General features: G+C 34.3%; 25 protein-coding genes and 1 other RNA gene. 23 read left to right on the top strand and 3 right to left on the bottom strand.

Annotation, left to right across the window (positions count from 1 at the left end; translation table 11 throughout):
- Positions 1-59 precede the first annotated feature (59 nt).
- Positions 60-770 carry a DnaD domain protein gene (locus AC1RPY_RS02630; RefSeq protein ID WP_481761290.1) on the top strand — a complete coding sequence of 237 codons (711 nt, stop codon included), beginning with the start codon at positions 60-62 and terminating at the stop codon, positions 768-770.
- A gap of 60 nt (positions 771-830) precedes the next feature.
- Here AC1RPY_RS02630 and AC1RPY_RS02625 read toward each other — a convergent pair whose 3' ends face one another.
- Positions 831-3,077 carry a transglycosylase domain-containing protein gene (locus AC1RPY_RS02625; protein WP_481762177.1) on the bottom strand — a complete coding sequence of 749 codons (2,247 nt, stop codon included), beginning with the start codon at positions 3,075-3,077 and terminating at the stop codon, positions 831-833.
- 35 nt (positions 3,078-3,112) lie between these two features.
- Complete coding sequence (gene recU / locus AC1RPY_RS02620) at positions 3,113-3,718, bottom strand: Holliday junction resolvase RecU (protein WP_481761292.1); 606 nt, start codon at positions 3,716-3,718, stop codon at positions 3,113-3,115.
- Between the two features lie 111 nt (positions 3,719-3,829).
- On the opposite strand from recU, the gene AC1RPY_RS02615 reads away from it, so the two are divergent.
- From AC1RPY_RS02615 to purD, 18 genes are all read left to right on the top strand, one after another.
- On the top strand, positions 3,830-4,396 hold the full coding sequence (locus AC1RPY_RS02615; protein ID WP_481761293.1) for an SLOG family protein: 567 nt from the start codon (positions 3,830-3,832) through the stop codon (positions 4,394-4,396).
- Between the two features lie 66 nt (positions 4,397-4,462).
- Positions 4,463-4,804 carry a cell division regulator GpsB gene (gpsB, locus tag AC1RPY_RS02610; RefSeq protein WP_481761294.1) on the top strand — a complete coding sequence of 114 codons (342 nt, stop codon included), beginning with the start codon at positions 4,463-4,465 and terminating at the stop codon, positions 4,802-4,804.
- Positions 4,805-4,837: 33 nt separating this feature from the next.
- Positions 4,838-5,201: RNase P RNA component class B (rnpB, locus tag AC1RPY_RS02605), an RNA gene on the top strand.
- Between the two features lie 91 nt (positions 5,202-5,292).
- A complete protein-coding gene (locus AC1RPY_RS02600; RefSeq protein WP_409022567.1) occupies positions 5,293-6,429 on the top strand; it encodes a THUMP domain-containing class I SAM-dependent RNA methyltransferase in 1,137 nt (378 codons plus the stop codon).
- 141 nt (positions 6,430-6,570) lie between these two features.
- Entirely contained in the window at positions 6,571-7,173 is a 603-nt protein-coding gene (locus AC1RPY_RS02595) for a nitroreductase family protein (protein ID WP_481761295.1), read from the top strand.
- A gap of 124 nt (positions 7,174-7,297) precedes the next feature.
- Complete coding sequence (locus tag AC1RPY_RS02590; protein ID WP_481761296.1) at positions 7,298-7,690, top strand: EbsA family protein; 393 nt, start codon at positions 7,298-7,300, stop codon at positions 7,688-7,690.
- A gap of 175 nt (positions 7,691-7,865) precedes the next feature.
- Positions 7,866-8,351, top strand: a complete 486-nt coding sequence (gene purE / locus AC1RPY_RS02585) for a 5-(carboxyamino)imidazole ribonucleotide mutase (protein ID WP_481761297.1) — start codon at positions 7,866-7,868, stop codon at positions 8,349-8,351.
- Positions 8,344-9,465 carry a 5-(carboxyamino)imidazole ribonucleotide synthase gene (purK, locus tag AC1RPY_RS02580; protein ID WP_481761298.1) on the top strand — a complete coding sequence of 374 codons (1,122 nt, stop codon included), beginning with the start codon at positions 8,344-8,346 and terminating at the stop codon, positions 9,463-9,465. The genes purE and purK overlap by 8 nt, the downstream gene beginning before the upstream one ends.
- Positions 9,466-9,480: 15 nt before the next feature.
- A complete protein-coding gene (purB, locus tag AC1RPY_RS02575) occupies positions 9,481-10,776 on the top strand; it encodes an adenylosuccinate lyase (protein ID WP_481761299.1) in 1,296 nt (431 codons plus the stop codon).
- Between the two features lie 200 nt (positions 10,777-10,976).
- Positions 10,977-11,696: a phosphoribosylaminoimidazolesuccinocarboxamide synthase gene (gene purC / locus AC1RPY_RS02570; RefSeq protein WP_481761407.1), complete on the top strand. Its 720-nt coding sequence runs from the start codon at positions 10,977-10,979 to the stop codon at positions 11,694-11,696.
- The gene (gene purS, locus AC1RPY_RS02565; RefSeq protein ID WP_409022561.1) at positions 11,696-11,947 is read left to right on the top strand and encodes a phosphoribosylformylglycinamidine synthase subunit PurS; all 252 of its coding nucleotides are present in this window, start codon (positions 11,696-11,698) and stop codon (positions 11,945-11,947) included. The genes purC and purS overlap by 1 nt, the downstream gene beginning before the upstream one ends.
- A 2-nt stretch (positions 11,948-11,949) precedes the next feature.
- Entirely contained in the window at positions 11,950-12,624 is a 675-nt protein-coding gene (purQ, locus tag AC1RPY_RS02560) for a phosphoribosylformylglycinamidine synthase subunit PurQ (protein ID WP_481761300.1), read from the top strand.
- A gap of 1 nt (position 12,625) precedes the next feature.
- Entirely contained in the window at positions 12,626-14,848 is a 2,223-nt protein-coding gene (gene purL, locus AC1RPY_RS02555; protein WP_481761301.1) for a phosphoribosylformylglycinamidine synthase subunit PurL, read from the top strand.
- Positions 14,833-16,263, top strand: coding sequence for an amidophosphoribosyltransferase (gene purF / locus AC1RPY_RS02550; protein WP_481761302.1), 1,431 nt, complete (start codon positions 14,833-14,835; stop codon positions 16,261-16,263). The genes purL and purF overlap by 16 nt, the downstream gene beginning before the upstream one ends.
- Positions 16,264-16,273: 10 nt before the next feature.
- Positions 16,274-17,308, top strand: coding sequence for a phosphoribosylformylglycinamidine cyclo-ligase (gene purM / locus AC1RPY_RS02545; RefSeq protein ID WP_481761303.1), 1,035 nt, complete (start codon positions 16,274-16,276; stop codon positions 17,306-17,308).
- A 1-nt stretch (position 17,309) separates the two neighbouring features.
- A complete protein-coding gene (purN, locus tag AC1RPY_RS02540) occupies positions 17,310-17,888 on the top strand; it encodes a phosphoribosylglycinamide formyltransferase (RefSeq protein WP_481761304.1) in 579 nt (192 codons plus the stop codon).
- A gap of 4 nt (positions 17,889-17,892) precedes the next feature.
- Positions 17,893-19,431, top strand: a complete 1,539-nt coding sequence (purH, locus tag AC1RPY_RS02535) for a bifunctional phosphoribosylaminoimidazolecarboxamide formyltransferase/IMP cyclohydrolase (RefSeq protein WP_481761305.1) — start codon at positions 17,893-17,895, stop codon at positions 19,429-19,431.
- 51 nt (positions 19,432-19,482) lie between these two features.
- The gene (gene purD / locus AC1RPY_RS02530) at positions 19,483-20,745 is read left to right on the top strand and encodes a phosphoribosylamine--glycine ligase (protein ID WP_481761306.1); all 1,263 of its coding nucleotides are present in this window, start codon (positions 19,483-19,485) and stop codon (positions 20,743-20,745) included.
- A 62-nt stretch (positions 20,746-20,807) separates the two neighbouring features.
- Here the strand turns inward: purD and AC1RPY_RS02525 are convergent, their stop codons facing one another.
- Positions 20,808-21,014: a cold shock domain-containing protein gene (locus tag AC1RPY_RS02525; protein WP_409022794.1), complete on the bottom strand. Its 207-nt coding sequence runs from the start codon at positions 21,012-21,014 to the stop codon at positions 20,808-20,810.
- Between the two features lie 137 nt (positions 21,015-21,151).
- Between AC1RPY_RS02525 and AC1RPY_RS02520 the strand changes: the two genes are divergently transcribed.
- The 4 genes from AC1RPY_RS02520 (at position 21,152) to pyrR (ending at position 24,870) form a co-directional block, all read left to right on the top strand.
- Positions 21,152-22,810, top strand: coding sequence for a formate--tetrahydrofolate ligase (locus AC1RPY_RS02520; protein WP_481761307.1), 1,659 nt, complete (start codon positions 21,152-21,154; stop codon positions 22,808-22,810).
- A gap of 22 nt (positions 22,811-22,832) precedes the next feature.
- Positions 22,833-23,276, top strand: a complete 444-nt coding sequence (lspA, locus tag AC1RPY_RS02515; RefSeq protein WP_481761308.1) for a signal peptidase II — start codon at positions 22,833-22,835, stop codon at positions 23,274-23,276.
- Positions 23,273-24,178, top strand: a complete 906-nt coding sequence (locus AC1RPY_RS02510) for an RluA family pseudouridine synthase (protein WP_409022551.1) — start codon at positions 23,273-23,275, stop codon at positions 24,176-24,178. Before lspA ends, AC1RPY_RS02510 begins: the two co-directional genes overlap by 4 nt.
- 146 nt (positions 24,179-24,324) lie before the next feature.
- Positions 24,325-24,870, top strand: a complete 546-nt coding sequence (gene pyrR / locus AC1RPY_RS02505) for a bifunctional pyr operon transcriptional regulator/uracil phosphoribosyltransferase PyrR (protein ID WP_481761309.1) — start codon at positions 24,325-24,327, stop codon at positions 24,868-24,870.
- Positions 24,871-24,977: the final 107 nt, after the last annotated feature.

The following is a 24,977-nucleotide window of genomic DNA, read 5'->3' as shown; positions in this document are numbered from 1 at the left end:
AAGAACCTTTAAACGAAATTGTTTAAGGTTCTTTTCTTAATTAAGGAGGCATTTTCGTTATGGATGCATTTATGAGTCAATTTTTAGAAGCAGGGGAAACCCATGTGTCTAATTTAATTTTACGGAATTATCGAAAAATTGGATTATCAAGTGATGAATTAATTTTCTTAATCCATCTATTAAGCTTTAATCAAGCAGGTAATAAATTTCCAGATACAAATCAAATTGCCAGTCAAATGGGCGTGACGGCCCAGGAAACCTATACATTACTGCAGAAATTAATCGAAAAAAAAGTTATTTCTATCAAAACAATTGATGATTCAAATGGGTACAGCACCGATCAATTTGATTTTAGTGTGTTATATGAAAAATTAAATAATTTAAGTCATAGGACACAAGAAAAGGTTGAAGTTGTTAAGAGTAATAATTCTCGAAAAGAGGTTTATGAAAAAATTGAAGTTGAATTTGGAAGACCTTTATCACCAATGGAATTAGAAAGTATTAGCATGTGGATTGATCAAGACCACTATATTCCAGAACTAATTTTGATGGCGTTGAAAGAAGCTGTCCTTAATCAGGCATACAGTTTAAAATATATGGATAGAATTTTACTAAATTGGGAAAAGAAGCATATAAAAACAAGTCAAGACATAAAAAAAGATAAAGAAAAAAGACAACAACAGAACTTTTCAAATAATGTGAAGAATAATGACAATACAAAAGAATCTAATGATAAACCGGAAATACCCCTATATCATTGGTCAAATTAATGAAATAAATAAAAACCTGGCGATATTCAGAATTTTAACTGAATATCGCCAGGTTTTTATTTAACGAGTAGCAGACGAAACGGCTTTACTGCTGTCTGCTTTAGATGAAGCACTTGAACTAATAGCGGAGCTAGAACTACTAGATGAACTAGAACTTTCTGAAGAACTAGAACTACTTGAACTAGAAGAACTGCTTGAACTAGATTCTTCTGAAGAACTAGAACTATTTGATATCTTAGGAACTGAATATGAACTGCTATCTGCTGTTGTTGTTTCTGCAGTAGATGAATCTGTTAATGATAATTCGCCATTTTTCAGATAAACGTCAGAAGGTTTTGTCCAATCCGTATTTGAAACTGATTGGGAAACGTACTGCATTAAGTTTTTATAAATACCTACAGCTAGATGTTGAGAATTAACATCTAAGTAGTTATTTGCGACTAATGGTGAATCATAACCTGTCCAAACTGCAATTGAGTAATTTGAAGTATAGCCGGAAAATAATGAATCCATAACTGCGCTAGATGGAAATTTAGAAGCAACATTTGATGGATAATCAGTAGTACCGGTTTTACCCGCTTGGTAAAGACCCGGTATTTGAGCTGCCGTACCTGTACCATTAGAACTATTAATAACACCTTTTAGCATATCAGTAATCATATAAGCAGTTGATGTTTTCAGTGCTCTAGTACCTGAGCTAGAATAATTTTCAACTGTACCATCTTTTCTTTCAATTTCTGAAATATAAGTCCCTTTGTGATAAGTTCCACCATTTGCAAATGCTGCATAGGCTTCTGCATTTTGAGTCGTTGACATGTTTGCACCGATACCAGATGAGTAAGTATCAACTTGATCCTTAGAGACACCAAGTTTTTTGACGAATCCTTGGGCTTTTGATAATCCAACCGCTTCAAGTGTCCGAATAGCAGGGATATTACGTGATTGAATCAAAGCATTTCGCATTGTCATTGTTCCAAGATAGCTATTATCAAAATCATTTAATTGTTTTGTAGTAGCATCAGGGTAGTAATATTTTGTATCGCTAACTTTTTGATTAGTTGGGTAGTCTAGATATTCAATAGCAGGACCGTAATCCATAATAGGTTTCATGGTTGAACCGTTGCTTCGACTAGTTGCGACAGCCCGATTATACCCGAAAGTAACATTTGTTTGTTTACGGCCACCAATCATAGCTGAAATAGCGCCAGTTTTTGAATCAACCATGGTAACAGCTAATTGCATTTTACTGTCAGGATAGACCACATAGTTATTTGTATTAGCTATATCATAAAGTCGTTTCTGAGCATCCAAATCTAAGTTTGTACGAATCTTAAGACTACTGTTATAAGGATCAAAACCTTTATCTTTAACAGACTGAATAACTTCTTTTAAATAGGAATCAGAAATTTTTGCATTATAAGTATCTTTTTCGGCAGAATGTGATGTTCTTAGGCCTGAAGTAATTGGTGTCGCTTTAGCTGTACTTGCTTCGCTTGCCGAAATTTTGTTATTTGCTAACATTGCATCAATAACTTCATTACGTCGTTCCTTTGCGTATTCTGGATGCGCGTAAGGATTATAAGAAGATGGGGCATTAGGAATACCAGCAATTAACGCGATTTGTTCTGTATTTAATTTATTCAATTTTTTACCGAAATAGTAATTTGCAGCAGTTTGCATCCCGTAAATACCATTTCCCATAAAGACTTTGTTAGCATAGAACGTTAAAATCTGAGATTTACTGTATTTACGCTCTACTTGTAATGCTAGCCATGCTTCTTGCGCTTTTCGTTTTATTGTTTGATCAGATGCTTTTGTCGAAAAGACAGATAATTTAATAAGTTGTTGTGTTAAAGTACTACCACCTTGAAGACCAGCTGATCCACCAGTGATATTTGACAAGGCTGCACCTACAATTCGCACAGGATCAACGCCATTATGTTTATAGAAACGTTTATCTTCGATTGAAACAATGGCATCTTTTAATAGTTGCGGCATGTCAGACGATTCAGCGTAGACTCTTGAAGTTCCTAAGGTAGTGATGATTTCATCATTCTTTGCATAAATGACACTTGCAGGGGTACTTTCAAGACTACTTGATGTTATTTTTGGTGAATCTTTGGCGTAATAGAAAAATAAACTGATACTAGCAATTACGCCAATAACGAATAGAGCAAGTAAGCTCAAAAAAATACGTTTAAAAAGTTTACCTTTACTATTTTTACCTTTGTTGCCTTTTTTGTTAGTGCTTATTTCTTGTTCGCGTCGCGCAACACGAGTAGTACCTTTATTATCAGCTGTTGCCATAAATAAAATTCTCCTTTAATTATATAAAGCCTTAATTATAGATGCTCTATCATTTTATCAACGTATTTTAAATAGGGAATGACCGGATTTAAAGTATATTGTATCTCGAATCCTTCAGTTTGGACTGTTTTCAATGGAATTGATTTACGACCATTAACACTCTGCTTATCCCAGTAAGTAAATAGCGTTTTTGATGGTAGTAAGTAGACCTTACCTAAGGTTGTGAACTTCATTATAACAAAACTAATTCCTCTTTGTAATACACATGATTTCATATGGTTAATTTGGTGCTCATGAAAATTACTTAACGGAAATGAAGTTTTATTTTTAGTTTCTTTAGCTTCAAAATCTAAATAGTGGCCATCGTATATGCCATTGTAGTCAGTTGTTGACGCAGTTTGAAAGTAAGCTTCTTTAATAACAGCTGCACTTCGTTTAGGATAATCAACTTTTACAATTTGAATAGGCGTTGGTTTTTTGTGAATGACAGCCATATTATGAGCAAGGTAAAATGCGTTGCTTACGTTGATATCATCCTCTAATGACATCCCCCGTTTACCAAACAACAGCATATTTGACTTTTTTTGCGTATTTAAAGGTGATTGTTCATAAAGTTTTCCATTAGGATAATTAATACTCACAGTTATTTCACGCTCCAATCTAAAATATTATAACAATAAGTGATATAATTTAATAGCTTTAAAGGATTTGGTAACATATTCTTAATATAAGAAAGGAATATTTAATCAATTATGAAGCGTTTATGGGTGACTGGTTATAGAACATACGAATTAGGTATTTTTAATGAAAATGATCTTAAAATAAAAATCATTAAAAGCGCAATTAAAAAAAATATTATTAATGAAATAGAAAATGGATTGAAGTGGGTTATAACTGGCCCTCAGCTTGGTGTTGAGCAATGGACGGCACAAATTTGCCTAGATATACAAAATGAATATCCTGATTTCAAGGTATCAGTTATGCTACCATTCAAAGAGTTTGGTAATAATTGGAAAGATGATAAAAAATTAGTTTTAAATCAAATATTAAATGATGTAGATTTTTCTGATTATGTTAGTAAGGATACCTATCAGTCGCCACAGCAATTAAAAAATTATCAAACTTTTATGATAGAACACACAGATGGCGCGTTATTACTTTATGATTCAGAAAATGAAGGCAAAACAAAATTTGATTTATTAAAAATAAAGCAAACTAAAGAAGTGAAAAACTATGCATTACGTATGATAGATTTTATGGAATTAGAAGATATTGCAAACGAAATGGAAGAGGAACAAAATAATCATTTGAATTATTAAATAATTCTGCTATAATAAACAGGTATTAACATTATTTATGAGAAATTAGTGATGAGGTGTACGAATATGACGGATGTTAATTTTGTACCTAAAGATATCTTACAAAAACATTTTGAAACAAAAATGCGTGGATATGATTCTAAAGAAGTTGACGAATTTCTTGACGATGTTATTAAAGATTATGAAACCTTTGATAAGAAAGTCAAAAAACTTCAAGAAGAAAATGATCGTTTAATTGCTCAAGTCGACGAACTTACAAAACAGGTTACTGTTGGTAAAAGTTCACAGACGACCCAAACAACATCTACAACTTCAAATATGGATATTCTTAAACGATTATCTAATTTGGAACGTCGTGTGTTTGGTGCACAGTTAGATGAGAATGAAAATTCTAGAAATCAATTTTAAATTAATTGAATGATGTAATATAGATTCAGTGTAAATTTCGGGTAATTGCGGTCTATTAAGTTAGGCTGAGGAAAGTCCATGCTTGCACAAGCTGAGATGCTTGTAGTGTTCGTGCTTGGTGAAAAAATAAGCCAAGGTACCTTCGGGTAACGGCGGATAAAATGACTAAGGCTTCGGCTATGTCAAAGTAATCTGTAAAGTGCCACAGAGACGATACAATATTGGAAACGGTATTGCTGGAACGCGGTAAACCCCACGAGTAGGCAACCCAAACTTTGGTAGGGGCGCTTCATGACGGAAATGAACAAATCATGGGGGCAGATAATATCTGGAGATAGATGATTACCACTGATTTCATCGCCTGAGATGGATGACGTACAAAACATGGCTTATAGAAATTTACATGATTTCAGGATGAACTAGGATGAAGAATTTTCTTTTATCCTAGTTTTTTTATTAAAAAAATTAAATTATAGTGAAGGTGCAAAATGGAAACTTTTAAATTATTGGCAACCGCAGCTAGCGGTATTGAGTCAATTGTTGGAAACGAACTTAAACATATGGGTTATGATGTTCAAGTAGAAAATAGTCGTGTCCGCTTCGAAGGAACAATGGAAGATGTTATTAATACAAACCTATGGTTGAGAACCGCAGATCGCGTTAAAATCATTGTTGGTGAGTTTACGGCTACGACTTTTGACGATTTATTTGAACAAACAAAAGCAATCTCTTGGGATAAGTTTTTACCATTAGATGCGGAATTCCCTGTTCAAGGAAAATCTCAAAAATCAACACTCTATAGTGTTCCAGATGCCCAAGCAATCGTGAAAAAAGCAATTGTTGATCAATTAAGTGATGTCTATCACCGTACAACACGCTTACCAGAGACGGGTTCAAAATATCCATTGGAAGTTGCTATTAATAAAGATAACGTCTTATTGACACTTGATACAACGGGTAGCAGTTTATTTAAACGTGGTTATCGTGTTGAAAAGGGTTATGCTCCTTTAAAAGAAAATATGGCAGCTGCGTTAGTTATGTTAACTAATTGGTATCCAGAAAAACCTTTTGTTGATCCAGTATGTGGTTCAGGAACAATCCCAATTGAAGCTGCATTAATGGGACATAATATTGCACCTGGTATCGGTCGTTATTTTGTATTCGAAGATTGGGATTTTGTTGAAAAAGGACTATTTGATCGTTTAAGAGAAAAAGCAAAAGGTGAAGCAAATCTTGATGTAGTATTAGATATAGCAGGTTATGATATTGATGCTGGCATGATTGAAATTGCTAAAAAGAATGCCGCTGAAGCTGGCGTCTTGGATAGTATTGAATTCAAGCAACTTGCTGCAAAAGATTTTACAACAGAAAAAGAAAATGGTGTTTTAGTCGCTAACCCACCATACGGTGAACGATTGAGCGATACTGAATCTGTACGTGTTTTATACAAACAGATGGGTGTTGTTTATAAACAAATGCCTACTTGGAGTAAATATATCTTAACAAGTGACTTAACTTTTGAAGAATATTATGGTTCAAGAGCATCTAAAAAACGTAAGCTATATAATGGCTCATTGAGAACGGATTATTTCCAATATTGGGGTAAACGTAAACCAAGAGCATAATAAATAATAAGTTTAAAAGCTATCTAATCAACGATTAGGTAGCTTTTTTTATTTAAGATAAAAAAAATAAGTGTTATCTCTTTACTTATTAATAGTAAGTGATATACTAAGTTTATTCAAATAGAGAAGGGGAAATTAATTATGAAAACTCAATTATTAGATCTTATGGAACAACGTCGTTCAATTTACGCTTTAGGGGATAAAGTAAGTCAAACACCTGATGAAATTACTGGTGTTATCGAGGATGCTATAAAGAAATCACCAACATCATTCAATAATCAAACAATTAGAGCAGCAATTTTATATGGTAAAAATTCAGACATGGTTTGGGATATCGTTGAAAAACGTCTTAAATCTGAGGTTCCTAATGCTGAAGCATATAAGAAAACTCAAGAAAAGATTGCAACATTCCGTGCTGGATTTGGAACAATATTATACTTTATAGATACTGATGTTGTTGCTCAAAATGAAAAAGATTTTGCTTTATACGCTGATAACTTCAGAGTTTGGGCAGAACAAGGTTTGGGCGGTGCTCAACAAAGTGTTTGGACAGTATTAGCTGAAAATGGTATTGGCGCAAGTTTACAACATTATAATCCACTTATTGATACTGAAATTAAAAATGCGTTTAATATCCCTGGAAACTGGGAATTACGTGCACAAATGCCATTTGGTTCAATTGAAGCAGCGGCAGGAGATAAAGATTTCATGTTAGATGATGACAGATTCTTAGTTATTAAATAATAGTTCAAAAAGATGAAACTTAAGGTTTCATCTTTTTTTATGGAAAAATATAGAATATCTGATCAATTATGTTAAGCTTTAAATATAGAAGAATAATTTTATTGTGTTAGAGGAGATCATAAGCATGAAAAAATATCAAAAAACATATTTTTATCAACCCGAGCTAGCTAAAACGGTTATTTTATGGTCATGGACGTTCTGCTTATTTTTAGGTAGTTTATTATTATGGTTAGAGATAACAACATTACAAATTTGGACAATTGTTTTATTTATACTTTTTCTTATTGTATCAATTGTTCAAATCTTGAATCGTAAATTAATAGTTGACGACAAAAATATTAAGTTAACTAAGGTTATTCGAAAACATAATGAAATAATTGAAATTTCCGCAATAAAACAAGTTAAATTAAGAAGATTTGGACTATCTTTTTATTTAGCCAATAGTAAAAAGTCAGTTGTTTTGAATTCTAGAAGCAAGTTACAATTATACACGGACCTTAAAAAGGGAAATAAATGATGCCAATAGGTGTCATTTATTTTTTTATAAAAAAGAAATATTAAAAAGAGAAATAGCTTGAATATCCATTAAAATACGAACTATTTTTATTAATTTTTTAATTTCGTCCTTTTTTTGCTTTGACACAACGCTGAGTTGTTGATAGAATAGGTTTATTAAATTTGGAGGTAATCGAATGGCAAAGATAGCAATTGTAATGGGATCGATTTCCGACTGGACCACAATGAAATTTACGGCTAATTTATTAGATGAACTTGATATTGAGTATGATAAAAAAGTTATTTCGGCACATCGAATGCCAATAGAAATGATTAAATTTGCAGAAAGTGCGGATAAAAATGGGTATGAAGTTATTATTGCTGGTGCGGGTGGTGCCGCACATTTACCAGGAATGATTGCAGCTTCAACCGTCATCCCTGTAGTAGGCGTTCCGGTGCAGTCCCATGCGCTAAATGGAATAGACTCTTTACTGTCAATTGTTCAGATGCCTGCGGGAACACCCGTAGCAACTATGGCAATTGGTAAAGCAGGTGCAACAAATGCCGGCATCTTTGCCGCAAAAATTTGTGCCTTAAGTGATTCAACTATAAAAGATAATTTAAAGTCATATCAATTATCACTCCATCAAAAATCTTTGGAAAGTAGTGATTTACTTGATTAAAAGGATATTACCAGGACAAACAATTGGTATTATTGGTGGTGGTCAGCTAGGACAAATGATGACAACGTCTGCAAAAGAAATGGGTTATCGTGTGATTATATTAGATCCGCAAAAAGATTGCCCAGCTGCTCAGGTTGCGGACAAACAAGTGATTGCAGATTATGACGATGAGATTGCTATTTTAAATCTTGCAAAAATGTGTGATGTACTAACGTTTGAGTTTGAAAATGTAGATGCTGATACGATTGATGCAGCAAAGCAATATTGCTATGTTCCACAAGGGTCGACTGCACTGCGTATTTCACAAGATAGAATTAGTGAGAAACAATTTTTGGAAGCTCATAATTATCCAATCGCACCATTTAAATTAATACAAAGTTTTGATGATTTAGAAAATGCCATTAAAATAACTGGGTACCCATCAATTTTAAAAACGATTCGTGGCGGATATGATGGTAAAGGACAAGTTATTTTAAAGACAAGTGCTGATTTGATTGAAGCGGGAAAATTGATTCAAAATAGAACATGCGTGTTAGAAGGCTTTGTTCAGTTTGATCGTGAAGTTTCCGTTATCATTGCTAGAAATGAATTAGGCCAACAAAGTATTTTTCCGATTATCGAAAATCAACATCGTCATAATATTTTACATGAGAGTTCTTGTCCGAGTCGTTTATCGATTGAGACAAGAAAAGAAGTTGAAATTATTGCAAGTCAAATTGCTGATGATTGTTTGTCTGTTGGAACAATGGGGATTGAATTTTTTGTTTCAGATTCAGGTGGCGTTTATGTTAATGAAATTGCACCTAGACCACATAATTCCGGACATTTAACAATTGAGGCCTGTTCCTTATCACAATTTGAAGCGCATATTAGAGGAATTTGTAATTTACCAATGTTAAAACCACAGTTGTTAAGTCATGCTATTATGATTAATATTTTGGGACAACATGTCCAGTCAGTATTAAATGAAATTCAAAATGAAGGTCAATGGCGGTTTCATTTTTATGGTAAAAATGAAGCAAAACAAGATCGTAAGATGGGTCATGTAACGATATTAACCGATAATATTGAGCAAGCTAAAATTGATGTATATCAAACGAAAATTTGGGATTAAGAGAGGAAGATAAAAATGATTGATCGTTATACAAATGCTGAGATGGGTGCCATATGGTCAGATGAAAATAAATATAAAGCTTGGTTAGAAGTTGAAACATTAGCTAGTGAGGCTTGGGTTGAACTAGGCCATGTTCCAGCAGAAGACGCTGAAAAAATTCGTAAAAATGCTAGTTTTGATATTGATCGTATTTTAGAAATTGAACAAGAAACAAAGCATGATGTCGTTGCCTTTACAAGAGCTGTCTCAGAATCTCTAGGGGAAGAACGTAAGTGGGTTCATTATGGATTAACTTCTACAGATGTAGTTGATACAGCGTATGGATCTATTTTAAAACAGGCTAATGAAATTTTGCGTAAGGATATTGAAGAATTTATGGCTGTTTTAGCTGATAAAGCAGTTGAATATAAAGATACTGTTATGATGGGTAGAACACACGGTGTACATGCTGAACCAACAACATTTGGATTGAAAATTGCATTGTGGTATTCTGAAATGAAACGTCATCAAATTCGTTTTAATGATGCAGCATTAGATGTTGAAGCTGGAAAAATTAGTGGTGCTGTAGGAACATTTGCCAATATCCCAATGTTTGTGGAAACTTATGTTTGTGAGCATCTTGGAATTAGACCTCAAGAAATATCGACACAAGTCTTACCACGAGATTTACATGCTAATTATGTTTCTGAGATGGCTCTTCTTGCAACATCGATTGAAAAAATGGCAACAGAAATTCGTGGATTACAAAAAAGTGAGACACGAGAAGTTGAAGAATATTTCGCTAAAGGCCAAAAAGGTTCATCAGCTATGCCACATAAACGTAATCCAATTGGTTCAGAAAATATTACAGGGTTAGCGCGTGTCATTCGAGGACATATGGTCACTGCCTTCGAAGATGTTACATTATGGCATGAACGAGATATTTCACATAGCTCTGCAGAACGTATTATATTACCCGATACAACTATTTTATTAGATTACATGCTACGTCGCTTTACAAAAATAGTTAAAGAATTAACAGTATTTCCGGAAAATATGAAAAAAAATATGGACCGTACTTTTGGTCTTATTTACAGCCAAAGAGTTTTACTTAAATTAATTGATAGTGGCATGTCTAGAGAGGCTGCATATGATTTAATTCAACCTAAGACGGCAATCTCTTGGGATCAACAAATACAGTTCCGTCCCTTATTAGAAGCAGATGAACAAATAATGTCTGCATTAACTCAAGCAGACTTAGATGATGCTTTTGATTATCATTATCATATTAGAAATGTTGATGCTATTTTCGAACGAATTGGTCTCATTTAAAGAAATATGTAAACCATAAAGTTATTTTAATAGCTTTATGGTTTTTTGTTTGCCATAATACGAACTTTAAATTAAAAAAATATAAAAATAATCGTATTTTACCTTGATAAATTATATAGTAATTGTTAAACTATATTTGTAAAGAACGAACTATTTAGTTAAAAAGTATATTTTTATATGTTTTTATTCTTAAGGGGGCTATTCGCTTGGATCAATTGATTTACGAAGGAAAAGCTAAAGATGTTTATCAAACTAATGATGAAGAAGTATTAAGAATGGTATACAAAAACCAAGCTACCGCACTTAATGGTAAACGGAAAGAAGAAATATTAGGTAAGGGATTATTAAGCCATCAAATATCTGATATTATTTTTTCTTATTTAATGGCAAACGGTATTAAAACACATTTCATTGAAGATGTTTCTAAAACCGAACAATTAGTTAAAAAAGTTGAAATAATTCCAATTGAAGTTGTTTTACGAAATACTATTGCAGGTAGTTTTGCTCGTAAATTTGATCAAGTTGAAGGAACTAAATTAACAGTTCCTGTTATTGAATACTATTATAAGAATGATGCTCTAGACGATCCTGGAATAAATGAGTCACAAATTTTTGCGTTAAATTTTGCGACTAAAATAGAAATGGACGAAATAAAGAAACAAGTCCTTCATATTAATCAGCTACTGTATAAATTATTTAAAGACATCAATATTGATTTAATTGATTTTAAACTTGAATTCGGTCGGTATCATGGGGAACTTATTTTGGCAGATGAATTTTCACCTGATAATGCACGTTTATGGGATTCGAAGACACATAAATCATTAGATAAGGATATTTTCAGAAAAAACCAAGGTAGCATTATTCCAGTATATCAAGATGTTTTAAACCGACTAAAAAATCGAAATGAGGTCAAATAATGTATAGTGTAAAAGTTTACGTTACATATAAAGAATCAGTTTTAGATCCGCAAGGTCAAGCTGTTAATGAAGCGATTAACCGATTAGGATTCTCAGGTGTTAGTGACGTTCGAGTTGGTAAATATTTTGTGTTAAAGGTTGAAGCAACTGAATTAGAGATAGACCAAAAAATTGATGCGATTTGTGATAAATTATTAGCTAATCCAAATATGGAGCAATATCGTTACGAACTTGAAAAAGTGGAGGCTTAATCATGAAATTTGCAGTTGTTGTATTTCCTGGTTCAAATTGTGATTATGATTTACTTCACGCTATTCGGGATGGTTTACATGAACAAGCTGAGTTTGTGTCGTATACAGAGGAATCTCTTGATGGTTTTGATGGTGTATTACTTCCAGGTGGATTTTCATACGGCGATTACTTAAGAAGTGGGGCAATTGCCAGTTTATCACCCATTATGAATGAAGTGAGACGTTTTGCGGATGAAGGTAAACTAGTGTTTGGAACCTGTAATGGATTTCAAATGTTAACGGAAATGCAACTACTTCCAGGTGCATTAATTCAAAATAAAAATATTAAATTTATTTGTAAGCCAGTTACTTTGGAAATTGTTAATAATCAAACGCGTTTTACAACTGATTATAAAACGCAAACGACAATTGAATTACCAATTGCTCATGGCGAGGGTAATTATTATTGTGATGATGAAACATTAGCTTCTCTTAAGAAAAATAATCAAATTATTTTTAGATATCAAGATAACCCAAATGGAAGTATTGATAATATTGCTGGAATTATTAATGAGCGTGGAAATGTACTTGGTATGATGCCGCATCCAGAACGTGCTATTGAAGCATTGCTCGGTTCAACGGACGGCCTAAATTTATTTAAATCGATGTTAACGACATACACAGAGGGAGTGGGTTAATTTGGTTACAAAACAAGAACCGACGGCACAAATAATTGAAGATACCAAATTATATCAAAATTGGGGATTAACTGATTCAGAATATAAGTTAATTAAAGATGATATTTTAAGTCGTCAACCTAACTATACTGAAACTGGTTTATTTTCAGTAATGTGGAGTGAGCATTGTTCTTACAAAAATTCCCGCCCCGTTTTAAAACATTTTCCAAATTCTGGGCCGCAAGTTTTACAAGGACCTGGAGAAGGTGCTGGTGTTATTGATATTGGTGATGGTAAAGCAGTTGTATTTAAAGCTGAAAGCCATAATCATCCCTCAGCTGTTGAACCCTATGAAGGTGCCGCAACAGGTGTCGGCGGTATTATCAGAGATATTTTTTCAATGGGGGCAACACCTATTGCACTTCTTGACAGTTTACGTTTCGGTGAACTAGATAATGAGCACACTAAGTATCTTGTTTCAGAAATTGTAGCTGGTATCGGAGGATACGGTAACTGTATTGGTATTCCAACTGTTGGTGGAGAAATAGGATTTGATCCTTGTTATGAGGGTAACCCACTAGTAAATGCAATGTGTGTTGGACTGATTGATCATAAAAATATTCAAAAAGGCCAGGCAAAAGGTGATGGAAATCTAGTTATTTATGTTGGTGCTAAAACGGGTCGTGATGGTATTCATGGGGCAACGTTTGCTTCTGATGAATTTGCTGATGATAAAGAAACACAGCGTTCAGCTGTTCAAGTTGGTGATCCATTCATGGAAAAATTATTAATGGATGCTTGTCTCGAACTTATTCTAGATCATCCAGACTGGTTAGTTGGTATTCAAGATATGGGAGCTGCTGGATTAGTTTCGTCAACTGCTGAAATGGCCTCGAAAGCTAAATCAGGGATGGTACTTGATTTAGATAACGTTCCACAACGTGAAACTAATATGTCTGCTTACGAAATGATGTTATCTGAATCTCAAGAACGGATGGTTCTTTGTATTAAACCTGAATTTGAAACTAAAGTTATCAATTTATTTAAAAAATATGATTTAGAAGCCGTTAATATCGGGTATGTAACAGAAAATACGGATTATGTTTTAATACATGAGGGAAAAATTGTTGCTAATATTCCCGTTGATTCTTTAGCAAGTGATGCACCAGTCTATCATAAGGAACAAAAAGAACCTGCAAGAATCAGCAAATTTAAAGCGCAGTCTGATTTTATACCTGAAATAGAAAATACGAAGCAAACTTGGTTAGATTTGTTACAACAACCAACAATCGCATCCAAAAAATCATTGTACGAAACGTACGATTCTCAAGTTAAAGTCAATACAGTGGTTAGACCTGGTAGTGATGCAGGTGTTATTCGAATTAGAGAAACTAATAAGGCACTCGCAATGACAACAGATTGTAATGCGCGTTATATTTACTTGAATCCTAAGGTTGGTGGTCAAATTGCTGTTTCTGAAGCAGCGCGTAACATAGTTGCATCTGGTGGACAACCACTCGCTATTACAGATTGCTTAAATTATGGACGTCCTGAAAATCCAGAAATTTTTTGGGAATTTGATCAAAGTGCTATCGGTATTTCTGAAGCATGTGACTTATTTAATACACCTGTTATTTCTGGTAATGTCTCTTTATATAATGAATTTAATGAACAAGCCATTTATCCAACGCCAATGATTGGAATGGTTGGTTTAATTAAAGATGTTAAAAATATAACAACGCAAGATTTTAAACATGCTAATGATTTAATTTATTTAGTGGGTACAACTTATAATGATTTTAATGGTTCAGAAATTCAGAAAATGACTACTAACGAGATTTCCGGAGATATTAAACATTTTGATTTAAAGACTGAACAAAGTAACCAAGCGTTTGTTTTAGAAGCTATCGAATCTGGTTTAGTCGAAAGTGCACATGATTTATCTGAAGGTGGTCTAGCCGTTGCTTTAAGTGAATCCGTATTTAAAAACGATTTAGGTATTGATATTAATGTAAATATGACAGATGCACAACTTTTCTCAGAATCACAATCGCGATTCATTTTATCGATTAAATCAGAAAATAAGACAGATTTTGAAAATTTAATGAATCAAACTGCTGAAAAAATTGGCTGTGTTACAGCAGACCAATTAATTAACGTGACGACAAAAGGGAGTAAGATAACTCTTACAACTTCTGAAGCCAAACAAGTTTGGGAGGATGCAATTCCGTGCCTAATGAAATAAGAAGTTTAAATGAAGAATGTGGTGTTTTTGGTGTTTGGGGAAATGAAGATGCAAATCAGATTACCTATTTTGGTCTGCATAGTTTACAACATCGCGGCCAAGAAGGTGCAGGAATTGTATCAAATGATGAAGGTAAACTAATTGGTTATAGAGGATTAGGATTACTATCAGATGTTTTTAGAAATCCTGAAAAAATAAAAAAATTAACCGGTAATGCAGCTATTGGACATGTACGTTATGCAACGGCCGGTAGTAACGGAATTGATAACATTCAGCCATTTTTATTTGATTTTTACGATACACAGTTTGCCTTAGCCCATAATGGTAATTTAACTAATGCGGTAACGCTTAGAAATGAGTTAGAGCAAGATGGGGCTATTTTCAAATCAAGTTCGGATTCAGAGGTTTTGATGCACTTAATTCGTCGTTCATCACAAGACACTTTGCATGAACAGGTTAAAGACGCATTAAATCAAGTACATGGTGGGTTTGCTTACTTATTAATGACGTCAAACTACATGATTGCGGCACTTGATCCAAATGGATTTAGACCACTATCTATTGGTCAAATGGTAAATGGTGCTTACGTCGTTGCAAGTGAAACCTGTGCTTTAGATTCTGTTGGGGCAGAATTCGTTCGCGATGTGAACCCTGGTGAAATCGTCACTATTACTGACGAAGGGCTATCAATTGACGTTTATACAACTGAAACTAAAATGTCAATTTGTTCAATGGAATATATTTATTTTGCAAGACCGGATTCGGATATTTGTGGGATTAATGTCCATTCTGCTCGTAAAAGAATGGGTCGCAAACTAGCACGAGAAACGGGTATTGATGCAGATATGGTTATTGGTGTACCAAATTCCTCATTGTCTGCAGCTAGTGGTTATGCAGAAGAAAGTGGCATTCCTTATGAAATGGGATTAGTTAAAAATCAATATATTGGCCGGACCTTTATTCAACCCACCCAAAGACTTAGAGAACAAGGGGTGCGAATGAAATTATCAGCTGTTAAAAGCGTGGTTAAGGGTAAAAAGATTATTTTAGTCGATGATTCAATTGTTCGGGGGACAACGAGTAAACACATTGTTAGATTGTTAAAAGAAGCTGGAGCTGCTGAAGTTCATTTGCGAATTGCGTCACCACCTCTTAAATACCCTTGTTTTTATGGGATTGATATTCAAAAGCAATCTGAATTAATTGCCGCAAATAAATCAATTGAAGAAATGAAGGCTATTATTGGGGCAGACTCATTAGCATTTCTAAGTGAAGCTGGATTAATTGCTTCAATTGGTTTGAATTTAGATGCCCCATATTCAGGACTATGTATGGCTTACTTTAATGGTGATTATCCAACGCCATTATATGATTACGAGGATGAGTATTTAGCAAACTTAACGACAGAAAAGTGAGGACTTCAAAATGGTAAATGCTTATCAAAAATCGGGTGTTGATGTGAATGCAGGGTATGACGTCGTTAATCGAATTAATAAACAAATGTCACTGGTAAATGAAACAAGTTCAGTTGGTGGATTTGGAGGACTCTTTGATCTCAGTCGATTAGGTATTATAGAGCCACTTATGGTTTCAGGTACTGATGGCGTTGGCACCAAATTGATGGTTGCCTTTGAAACAAATCGACATGACACAATTGGGATTGATTGTGTGGCTATGTGTGTTAATGACATTGTTGCTCAGGGTGCAACGCCTCTATACTTTTTGGACTACTTAGCGACTGGCAAAACTGAACCTCAAAAAATTGAAAGTATTATTTCTGGGGTAATTAAAGGATGTCAAACAGCACATATGAATCTTATTGGTGGTGAAACAGCTGAAATGCCAGGGATGTATCAAAAAACACATTATGATATGGCCGGATTTGCGGTTGGTGTTGTTGAAAAAAGTCAATTAATAGATGGTCATTCAATTCAAGAAAATGACATTTTAATTGGAATTTCGTCAACCGGTATTCATTCAAATGGATTCTCACTTGTTAGAAAGATATTTCTTGAAGACATGGCTTTTAATTTAGATGAAGCTTTACCAGAAATACCTAATGAATCACTTGCTGAAATATTAATGACACCAACAAAAATTTATGTAGATGATCTGATTCCTTTATTTCAAGATAATTTGATTAAAGGCGCAGCACATATTACAGGTGGTGGCTTTATTGAAAATATACCAAGAATGTTACCAGAAGGGCTAAAAGCAACAATTAATCTAGGATTATGGCCAGTACTACCAATTTTTGATGCCATCTCTAGATACGGTGAGATACCCCATTCAGAGATGTATGAAATTTTTAATATGGGTATTGGAATGGTTTTGGCTGTTGATAAAGCTAACGTTGAACAGGTGCTGACACAATTAAATAAAGAAACTGTACACGCTTATGAAATAGGCAGTATAGAAATTAAAAATACTGATCAAACGGTCGAATTGGTAGGTAAATAAAATGGTCAAAGTAGCAATTTTTGCATCAGGGACCGGTTCTAATTTTGAATTTATTGCAGATAATCAGGCATTAAAAGATGCAGGATTAGAAATTGAAGTTTTAGTTTGTGATCGACCAAAAGCGGCTGTCATTAAAAAGGCAGCACGTAGAGGAATTCCAACCTTTATTATTCAACCTAAAGACTTTGAAAATCGTAGTCATTATGAACAAGTGATTGTTAATGAATTAGCTAAGTATCAAATCGACACCATTTTATTGGCGGGTTATATGCGTGTGATTACAAGTACATTATTGAGTAAGTATCCGATGGAAATTATTAATATTCATCCCGCAATGTTACCCCTTTTTCCAGGTATTCATGGAATTGAGGATGCGTATAAGGCAGGTGTTAGTGTAACTGGTGTGACGATACACTACATTGACGAAGGTGTTGATACGGGGCCAATTATAGCGCAACAAAGTATTCCTATTTTACCAAATGAAACACTTGAACAATTGGAAAGTAAGATTCATGATGTTGAACACCAACTATATCCAAAGGTGATTCTAAATTTATTAAACAATAAAAAGGGAGATTAATAAGATGAAAAGAGCTTTGATAAGTGTATCTGATAAAACTGGTGTTGCAGACTTCGCTCAGGGATTAATCAAACGTGGATTTGAAATTATTTCAACTGGTGGTACGTTTAATATTTTAAAGGATGCCGATATCGCTGTAATTAGAATTGAAGATGTGACTCACTTTCCAGAAATGCTTGATGGACGAGTTAAAACATTACACCCAATGATTCATGGTGGGTTATTAGCAAGGCGTGACAATCCAGCTCATATGGCTAAATTAGAAGAAGAACATATTGCCTTAATCGATTTAGTTTGTGTAAACTTATATCCCTTTAAAGAAACGATTGAAAAACCTGGTATTACTGAGTCAGAAGCTATTGAGCAAATCGATATTGGTGGGCCTTCAATGTTGCGTTCTGCTGCCAAAAATTTTGAATCTGTTTATGTTGTTGTCGATAAAGCTGATTATCCGTCTGTTTTAGATAAACTCGATGATGATAAAATGGATAATCAGTTTCGTCGACAATTAGCAGCTAAAGCGTTTAGACACACGGCTGCATATGATACTTTAATATCATCTTATTTAACAAAAGAATTAGAAATTGAATTTCCTGAAAAATTGTCATTAACATATGATTTCAAACAAGGAATGCGTTATGGTGAAAATGCACATCAAAAAGCGGCTTTCTATCAATCAGCTTTACCAAATGCTTTTTCGATTGCTGCCGCTAAACAATTACATGGTAAAGAGTTATCGTATAACAATATTAAAGATGCCGACGCTGCTTTAAAAGTTGTCTCAGAATTTAAGCAACCTGCTGTCGTTGCGATGAAACATATGAATCCTTGTGGGGTTGGTACTGGAGAAACGATTAATGCTGCATGGAAAAAAGCATTTGATGCTGATAAAACGTCAATTTTCGGAGGCATTATTGCCTTAAATCGTGAAGTTGATTTAGAAACAGCAACTGAATTACATCATTTATTCCTTGAAATTATTATCGCACCAAACTTCACAGATGCTGCATATGATATTTTAGCTAAGAAGAAAAATCTTCGTGTTATGACAATTGATTTCAGTCAAAAGGACCAAGCTGATAAATATGAATATGTCTCAGTGATGGGTGGCTTACTTGTTCAAGAACGTGATCAAGTCATTGACCAAATGGAAGAATTAAAAACGGTAACTGAAAAATTACCAACAAGTGATGAAAAAGAAGCAATATTATTCGCTCAAAGAATTGTGAAGCATGTTAAGAGTAATGCGATTGTAATTGCAACTAAGGATCAAACACTTGGAATTGGTGCGGGTCAAATGAACCGTGTCGGATCGGTTAAAATTGCGTTAGAGCAAGCACTAGAACATGGGATGGTAGAACCATTTGTCTTAGCTTCAGATGCTTACTTCCCAATGGATGATAGTGTTGAATATGCTGCTGATCATGGTATTACGGCAATTATTCAACCGGGAGGGTCAATTAAAGACCAAGAGTCAATTGATATGGCTAATCGCAAAAATATTGCTATGGTATTTAGTGGCCGTCGTCATTTCAAACATTAAATTGTTAAAATGAGTCTATCTTTTTAACCTATGAAAGGATTATTTTAAATAATGAAAATTTTAGTTATTGGTTCTGGCGGACGTGAACATGCCATCGCACGTAAATTTATTGAAAGTGATACTGTCTCAGATGTTTACTGTTTACCCGGAAACCCTGGGATGAATAACAACGGGATTAAATCTGTGGGTATTGATATCACTAATTGGATTGGCATGACAACCTTTGTCCGTGAAAATGACATTGATTGGACTTTTGTTGGACCAGAAATTCCACTGATAGATGGCATAACTGATTTTTTTCGTGAAGAAAACCTAGTTATATATGGGCCTTCAAAAGCCGCTGCCCAGTTAGAGGGGTCAAAGGAATTTGCGAAACAAGTTATGGCGTCAGCCAATATCCCGACAGCTAACTATCAGACATTTACCGATTACCAGACTGCATTAGATTATATGACGCACCAATCATTCCCAATAGTTATTAAAGCAAATGGATTAGCTGGTGGTAAGGGCGTTATTATTGCTCAAGATCTATCAGAAGCAACTGATGCTTTGCGTTCATTTTTAGTCCAACAACAATTTAATACAACAGAAGTATTAATTGAAGAGTACCTTGAGGGTGAAGAATTTTCATTGATGGCATTTATTGATCGAGATAAAGTTTATCCGATGCCAATTTCTCAAGACCATAAACGGGCATTTGAGGGAGATAATGGTCCTAATACCGGCGGAATGGGCGCATATTGTCCAGTTCCACAAATTTCAGAAGATGTTGTTACGGAATCAATTGAAAAAATTGTTCAGCCAACAGCGGATGAAATGATGAAACGTGGTATTCCATTCACAGGTATTTTATATGTGGGAGTAATTTTAACTAAAGACGGTCCAAAAGTAATTGAATACAATGTTCGGTTTGGCGACCCCGAAACTGAAGTCGTATTACCAAGATTAAAAACGGATTTTGCATTAGTTATTTCAAAATTATTGCAGCATGAAAGTCCATCTTTACAATGGGAAACAGAGGGAATCACTCTAGGTGTCGTTATTGCCGCTGATGGGTATCCAGAAAATCCTGAAAAAAATATTACATTACCCAATTTAAGTGACTTTAAGTCACTTTCCAACAGAATTGATTTTGCAGGTGTAAAATTAGTTGATAAGAAATTAGTTAGTGCAGGTGGACGCATTTATATTATGCATGAATCAGGCGTAGACATGGCAGATGCACAACAGAAACTTTATCAGTTAATTGCTGATTTTGAAGCACACAAAACATTTTACAGAATGGATATTGGTTATAGGGCGAATCTAAAATAAAAAAACGTTCATGTTTACTTATAGTACAAGTAAGCATGAACGTTTTATGAGTTTATGACAGATTAATTAGTGACAATTGAAACATTTGCGGCCTGTAAACCACGGCTACCTTCTTTAATTTCAAATGTTACATTTTGACCAGTTCCAAGTACTTTAAATGCGTCAGATTGTATAGCGGTATAATGGACAAATATCTCTTTTTCATCACCATAAGCAATGAATCCATAACCTTTTTGTGCGCTAAACCATTCAACAATGCCAGATTCCATATCAAACGCCTCCCAAAATTGGTCGTAAAGTTTAAGTACTTCTACAGTATAGGTAACTTTAACCAGTAGTGCAACTAATGACAATCGCAGTTTTCTCAGTTATACTTAAAAGAACTTAATATGAAGGGATGATCAATTTGAACGATATAGAAATTGCACAAAAAAACGTGATGAAACCAATCGAAGAAGTAGCTAACGAGATTGGTTTGAAAAAAACTGATATTGAACCATATGGTAATTTTAAGGCAAAAATAAACTTACCTTTAGATTTACCTAAAAATAAAAATTCTAAGTTAATTCTCGTTACAGCAATTAGTCCCACTCCAGCTGGAGAAGGTAAATCAACCGTAACAGTTGGTTTAGGGGATGCTATGCATCGTTTGAATGAGAAAGTTATGATTGCTCTCAGAGAACCTTCTTTAGGTCCTGTTATGGGGATGAAGGGTGGCGCAACTGGTGGTGGTTATTCTCAAGTTGTCCCAATGGAAGATATTAATTTACACTTTACAGGTGATATGCATGCTTTAACAACTGCAAATAATACACTTGCTGCTTTGATTGATAATCATATTCAGCAAGGTAACGATTTAAAAATTGATCAAAGACGTATCATTTGGAAACGAGTACTTGATATTAACGATCGTGCATTACGCCATGTTGTAGTAGGCCTTGGTGGCCCAATGCAAGGGATACCTAGAGAAGATGGATTTGATATTACAGTTGCCAGTGAATTAATGGCTATTTTGTGTTTGTCAAAAGATATTAAAGATCTAAAATCAAGAATCAGTGATATTGTTGTAGCATACAATATAGATAAAAAACCAATTACAGTTGCTGATTTAGGTGTAACTGGTGCAATTAGTTTGTTATTAAAAGATGCAATTAAACCTAATTTAGTTCAGACTTTAGAGCATACACCTGCCATTATTCACGGCGGACCTTTTGCTAATATCGCACATGGCTGTAATAGTGTTCTTGCAACACAAACTGCCTTACAATTGGGCGACTATGCAATTACGGAAGCGGGATTTGGGGCTGACTTAGGTGCTGAAAAATTTCTTGATATCAAAACACCAATCTTAGGTAAGACACCTGATACAATTGTTCTTGTTGCTACAATCCGCGCTTTGAAAATGCATGGCGGAGTTGCTAAAACTGAATTGAATACTGAAAATGTTGCTGCTTTAAAAGCAGGATTTGTTAATTTAAAGAAGCATGTTGAAAGTATGCAGCGTTATGGCATTCCAGTTGTTGTTGCTATTAACAAGTTTACTGCTGATACAGATCTTGAAGTCCAAACTTTGATTGAACTTACCTCTGAAATTGGTGTTTCCGCTATACCTGCAGATGTTTGGGGACAAGGTGGTGCCGGTGCTCTTGATTTAGCAAAAAAGGTGATTGAAACAACGAATGAGATTCATGAATTTAAAGCATTGTACGAGGCTGATGATTCTGCTGAAACTAAAATTGAAAAAATTGTTAAAACGATTTATGGTGGCGCTAAAGTTGAATATGCACCTAAAGCAAAACAGCAATTACGTCAGTTTAAAGAATTGGGATGGGATAAATTACCTATTTGTATGGCAAAAACACAGTATTCATTGTCAGATAATGCTAAACTGTTAGGAGCACCTACGGAATTTACAATTCATATACGTGAATTTAATCCTAAATTAGGATCGCGTTTCTTAGTTGCACTAACTGGAAATGTCCTAACGATGCCTGGATTACCTAAAGATCCAGCTGCAAATCATATGGATATTGACGATAATGGCCTAATTTCAGGGTTATATTAATTAAGAATTAAGAGGATTTAATATGATTTTATATGCATTATTAGCAATAATTATTTTAGTTGTAGATCAAGTAGTGAAATACGTGGTTTCAGCTAATATTGCGTTGAACACGAGTCAAACAGTTATACCTAATTTTTTATCGATTGCTAATATTAGAAACGATGGTGCAGCTTGGAGTTTACTGGCTGGAAAACAATGGTTCTTTTTTATTGTTTCTGTTTTAGCATTAGGATTAATGATTTATTACTTTTATAAATATAGAACAAACATGGGCTATAAGTTCAGCATTACATTGATGATTGCTGGAACATTAGGCAACTTTATTGATCGATTGAGATTTGGTTATGTTGTTGATATGTTTCAAACAGATTTTGTTAACTTTCCAATTTTTAACGTGGCGGATACTGCGTTAACAGTTGGCGTTATCATTTTATTAATAATTGTTTTAAAGGAAGACGATAAATGACAGAATTAGTAATTCAAGATGAGACAGGACGTCTCGATAAGGTTATTGCGAAGTTAATGCCTGAAATATCTAGATCAAAAGTACAACGCTGGATTGAAAGTGGCGATATTTTAGTTAATGGTAAAACAGAAAAGACTAAATATGCCGTCCAACCAGGAGATAAAATTAATTTAGTAGAACCTGAACCAGTTGAGTTAGATTTAATACCACAAGATATCCCATTAGACATTGTTTATGAAGATGATGATGTTATTGTTGTGAATAAACCGCAAGGTATGGTTGTTCATCCATCACCGGGGCATGCAGATGGTACATTAGTTAATGCATTATTATTCCATAGTCCTTTATCAACAATTAATGGTGCCTTTAGACCAGGAATTGTTCATCGAATTGATAAGGATACTTCTGGACTTTTAATGGTTGCTAAAAATGATAAAGCACATCAATCATTAGCTGCTCAATTGAAAGCAAAAACGAATATTCGTGAATATATTGCTTTAGTACACCAACCGATTAAAGAAGAATCAGGAATTATTAAAGCACCACTCGGTCGTTCACCAAAAGATCGTATGAAGCAAGCGGTTGTTAAAGATGGACGTCCAGCAGTGACACATTTTAAAGTGGAAAAAAATTATGAAAACTACTCACTTATTAAGTGTCAGTTAGAAACAGGTCGTACACATCAAATTCGTGTTCACATGCAATATATTGGGCACCCAGTTGTAGGTGATCCCTTATATGGGTCACGTAAAACAATTAAAGGGCATGGTCAATTTTTACATGCAGCTAAGCTTGGATTTAAGCATCCAACAACGGGTAAAGAGCTTATTTTTGAAGTACCAATCCCACCTATTTTTAAAAGTACGCTGGATTATCTTGACAAAACAAACGCTATCAGGTAACATGAAAATCAATAAAGTTCCTTTAAAATAGTCCTGTGAGACTAAAAGGTAATGTGCGAATAGATTTCTTTTCTAGAAGTCTGCCTCTTAGTCTAAGTATTTTTAGATTAGGGGGCTTTTTTATTGGAAAAAAGGAGGAATACTAGATGGCAAAAGAAGTAGTAGATTCGTTAGGTATGAAACGTGCTTTAACCAGAATGACATACGAAATTATTGAAAAGAATAAAGGTATTGATAATCTGGTACTGATTGGAATCAAAACAAGAGGCATCTATTTAGCAAGACGAATTGCGGATCGCTTAAAACAACTTGAAGGTGCTGATGTTTCAGTGGGTTCACTAGATATTGCACTTTATCGTGATGACCGACATGATGCAAGTTTAGGTAATGAACCAACTGTTAATACGCAAGGTGAACAAATTGATTTTGATATTACAGGTAAGCAAGTTATATTAATTGATGATGTTTTATATACTGGACGTACAATTAGAGCTGCACTTGATGCTTTAATGGATCAAGGAAGACCTCAAACTATTAATTTAGCCGTTCTTGTTGATCGAGGCCATAGAGAATTACCAATAAGAGCTGATTATGTTGGGAAAAATATTCCTACCTCGTCAGATGAACAAGTATCAGTTTCAGTAGAAGAAATTGATGGCAAAGACTCAATTGAAATTGAAAGAATTAAATAATAAATCGTTAAGATGTTCCAGAGAGAGCAAACGATTTAGAAATCTATTAGGGAATAACGTAGGCCCAAACTAGATTTCAACTTCGAACGCATCTCTCTATAGAGGTG

This window comes from Dellaglioa sp. CoH-56-MRSF-12 (assembly GCF_056782075.1).
Note: the sequence above shows the minus strand (reverse complement) of the source record. Positions and strands in the feature narration are given on the sequence as shown.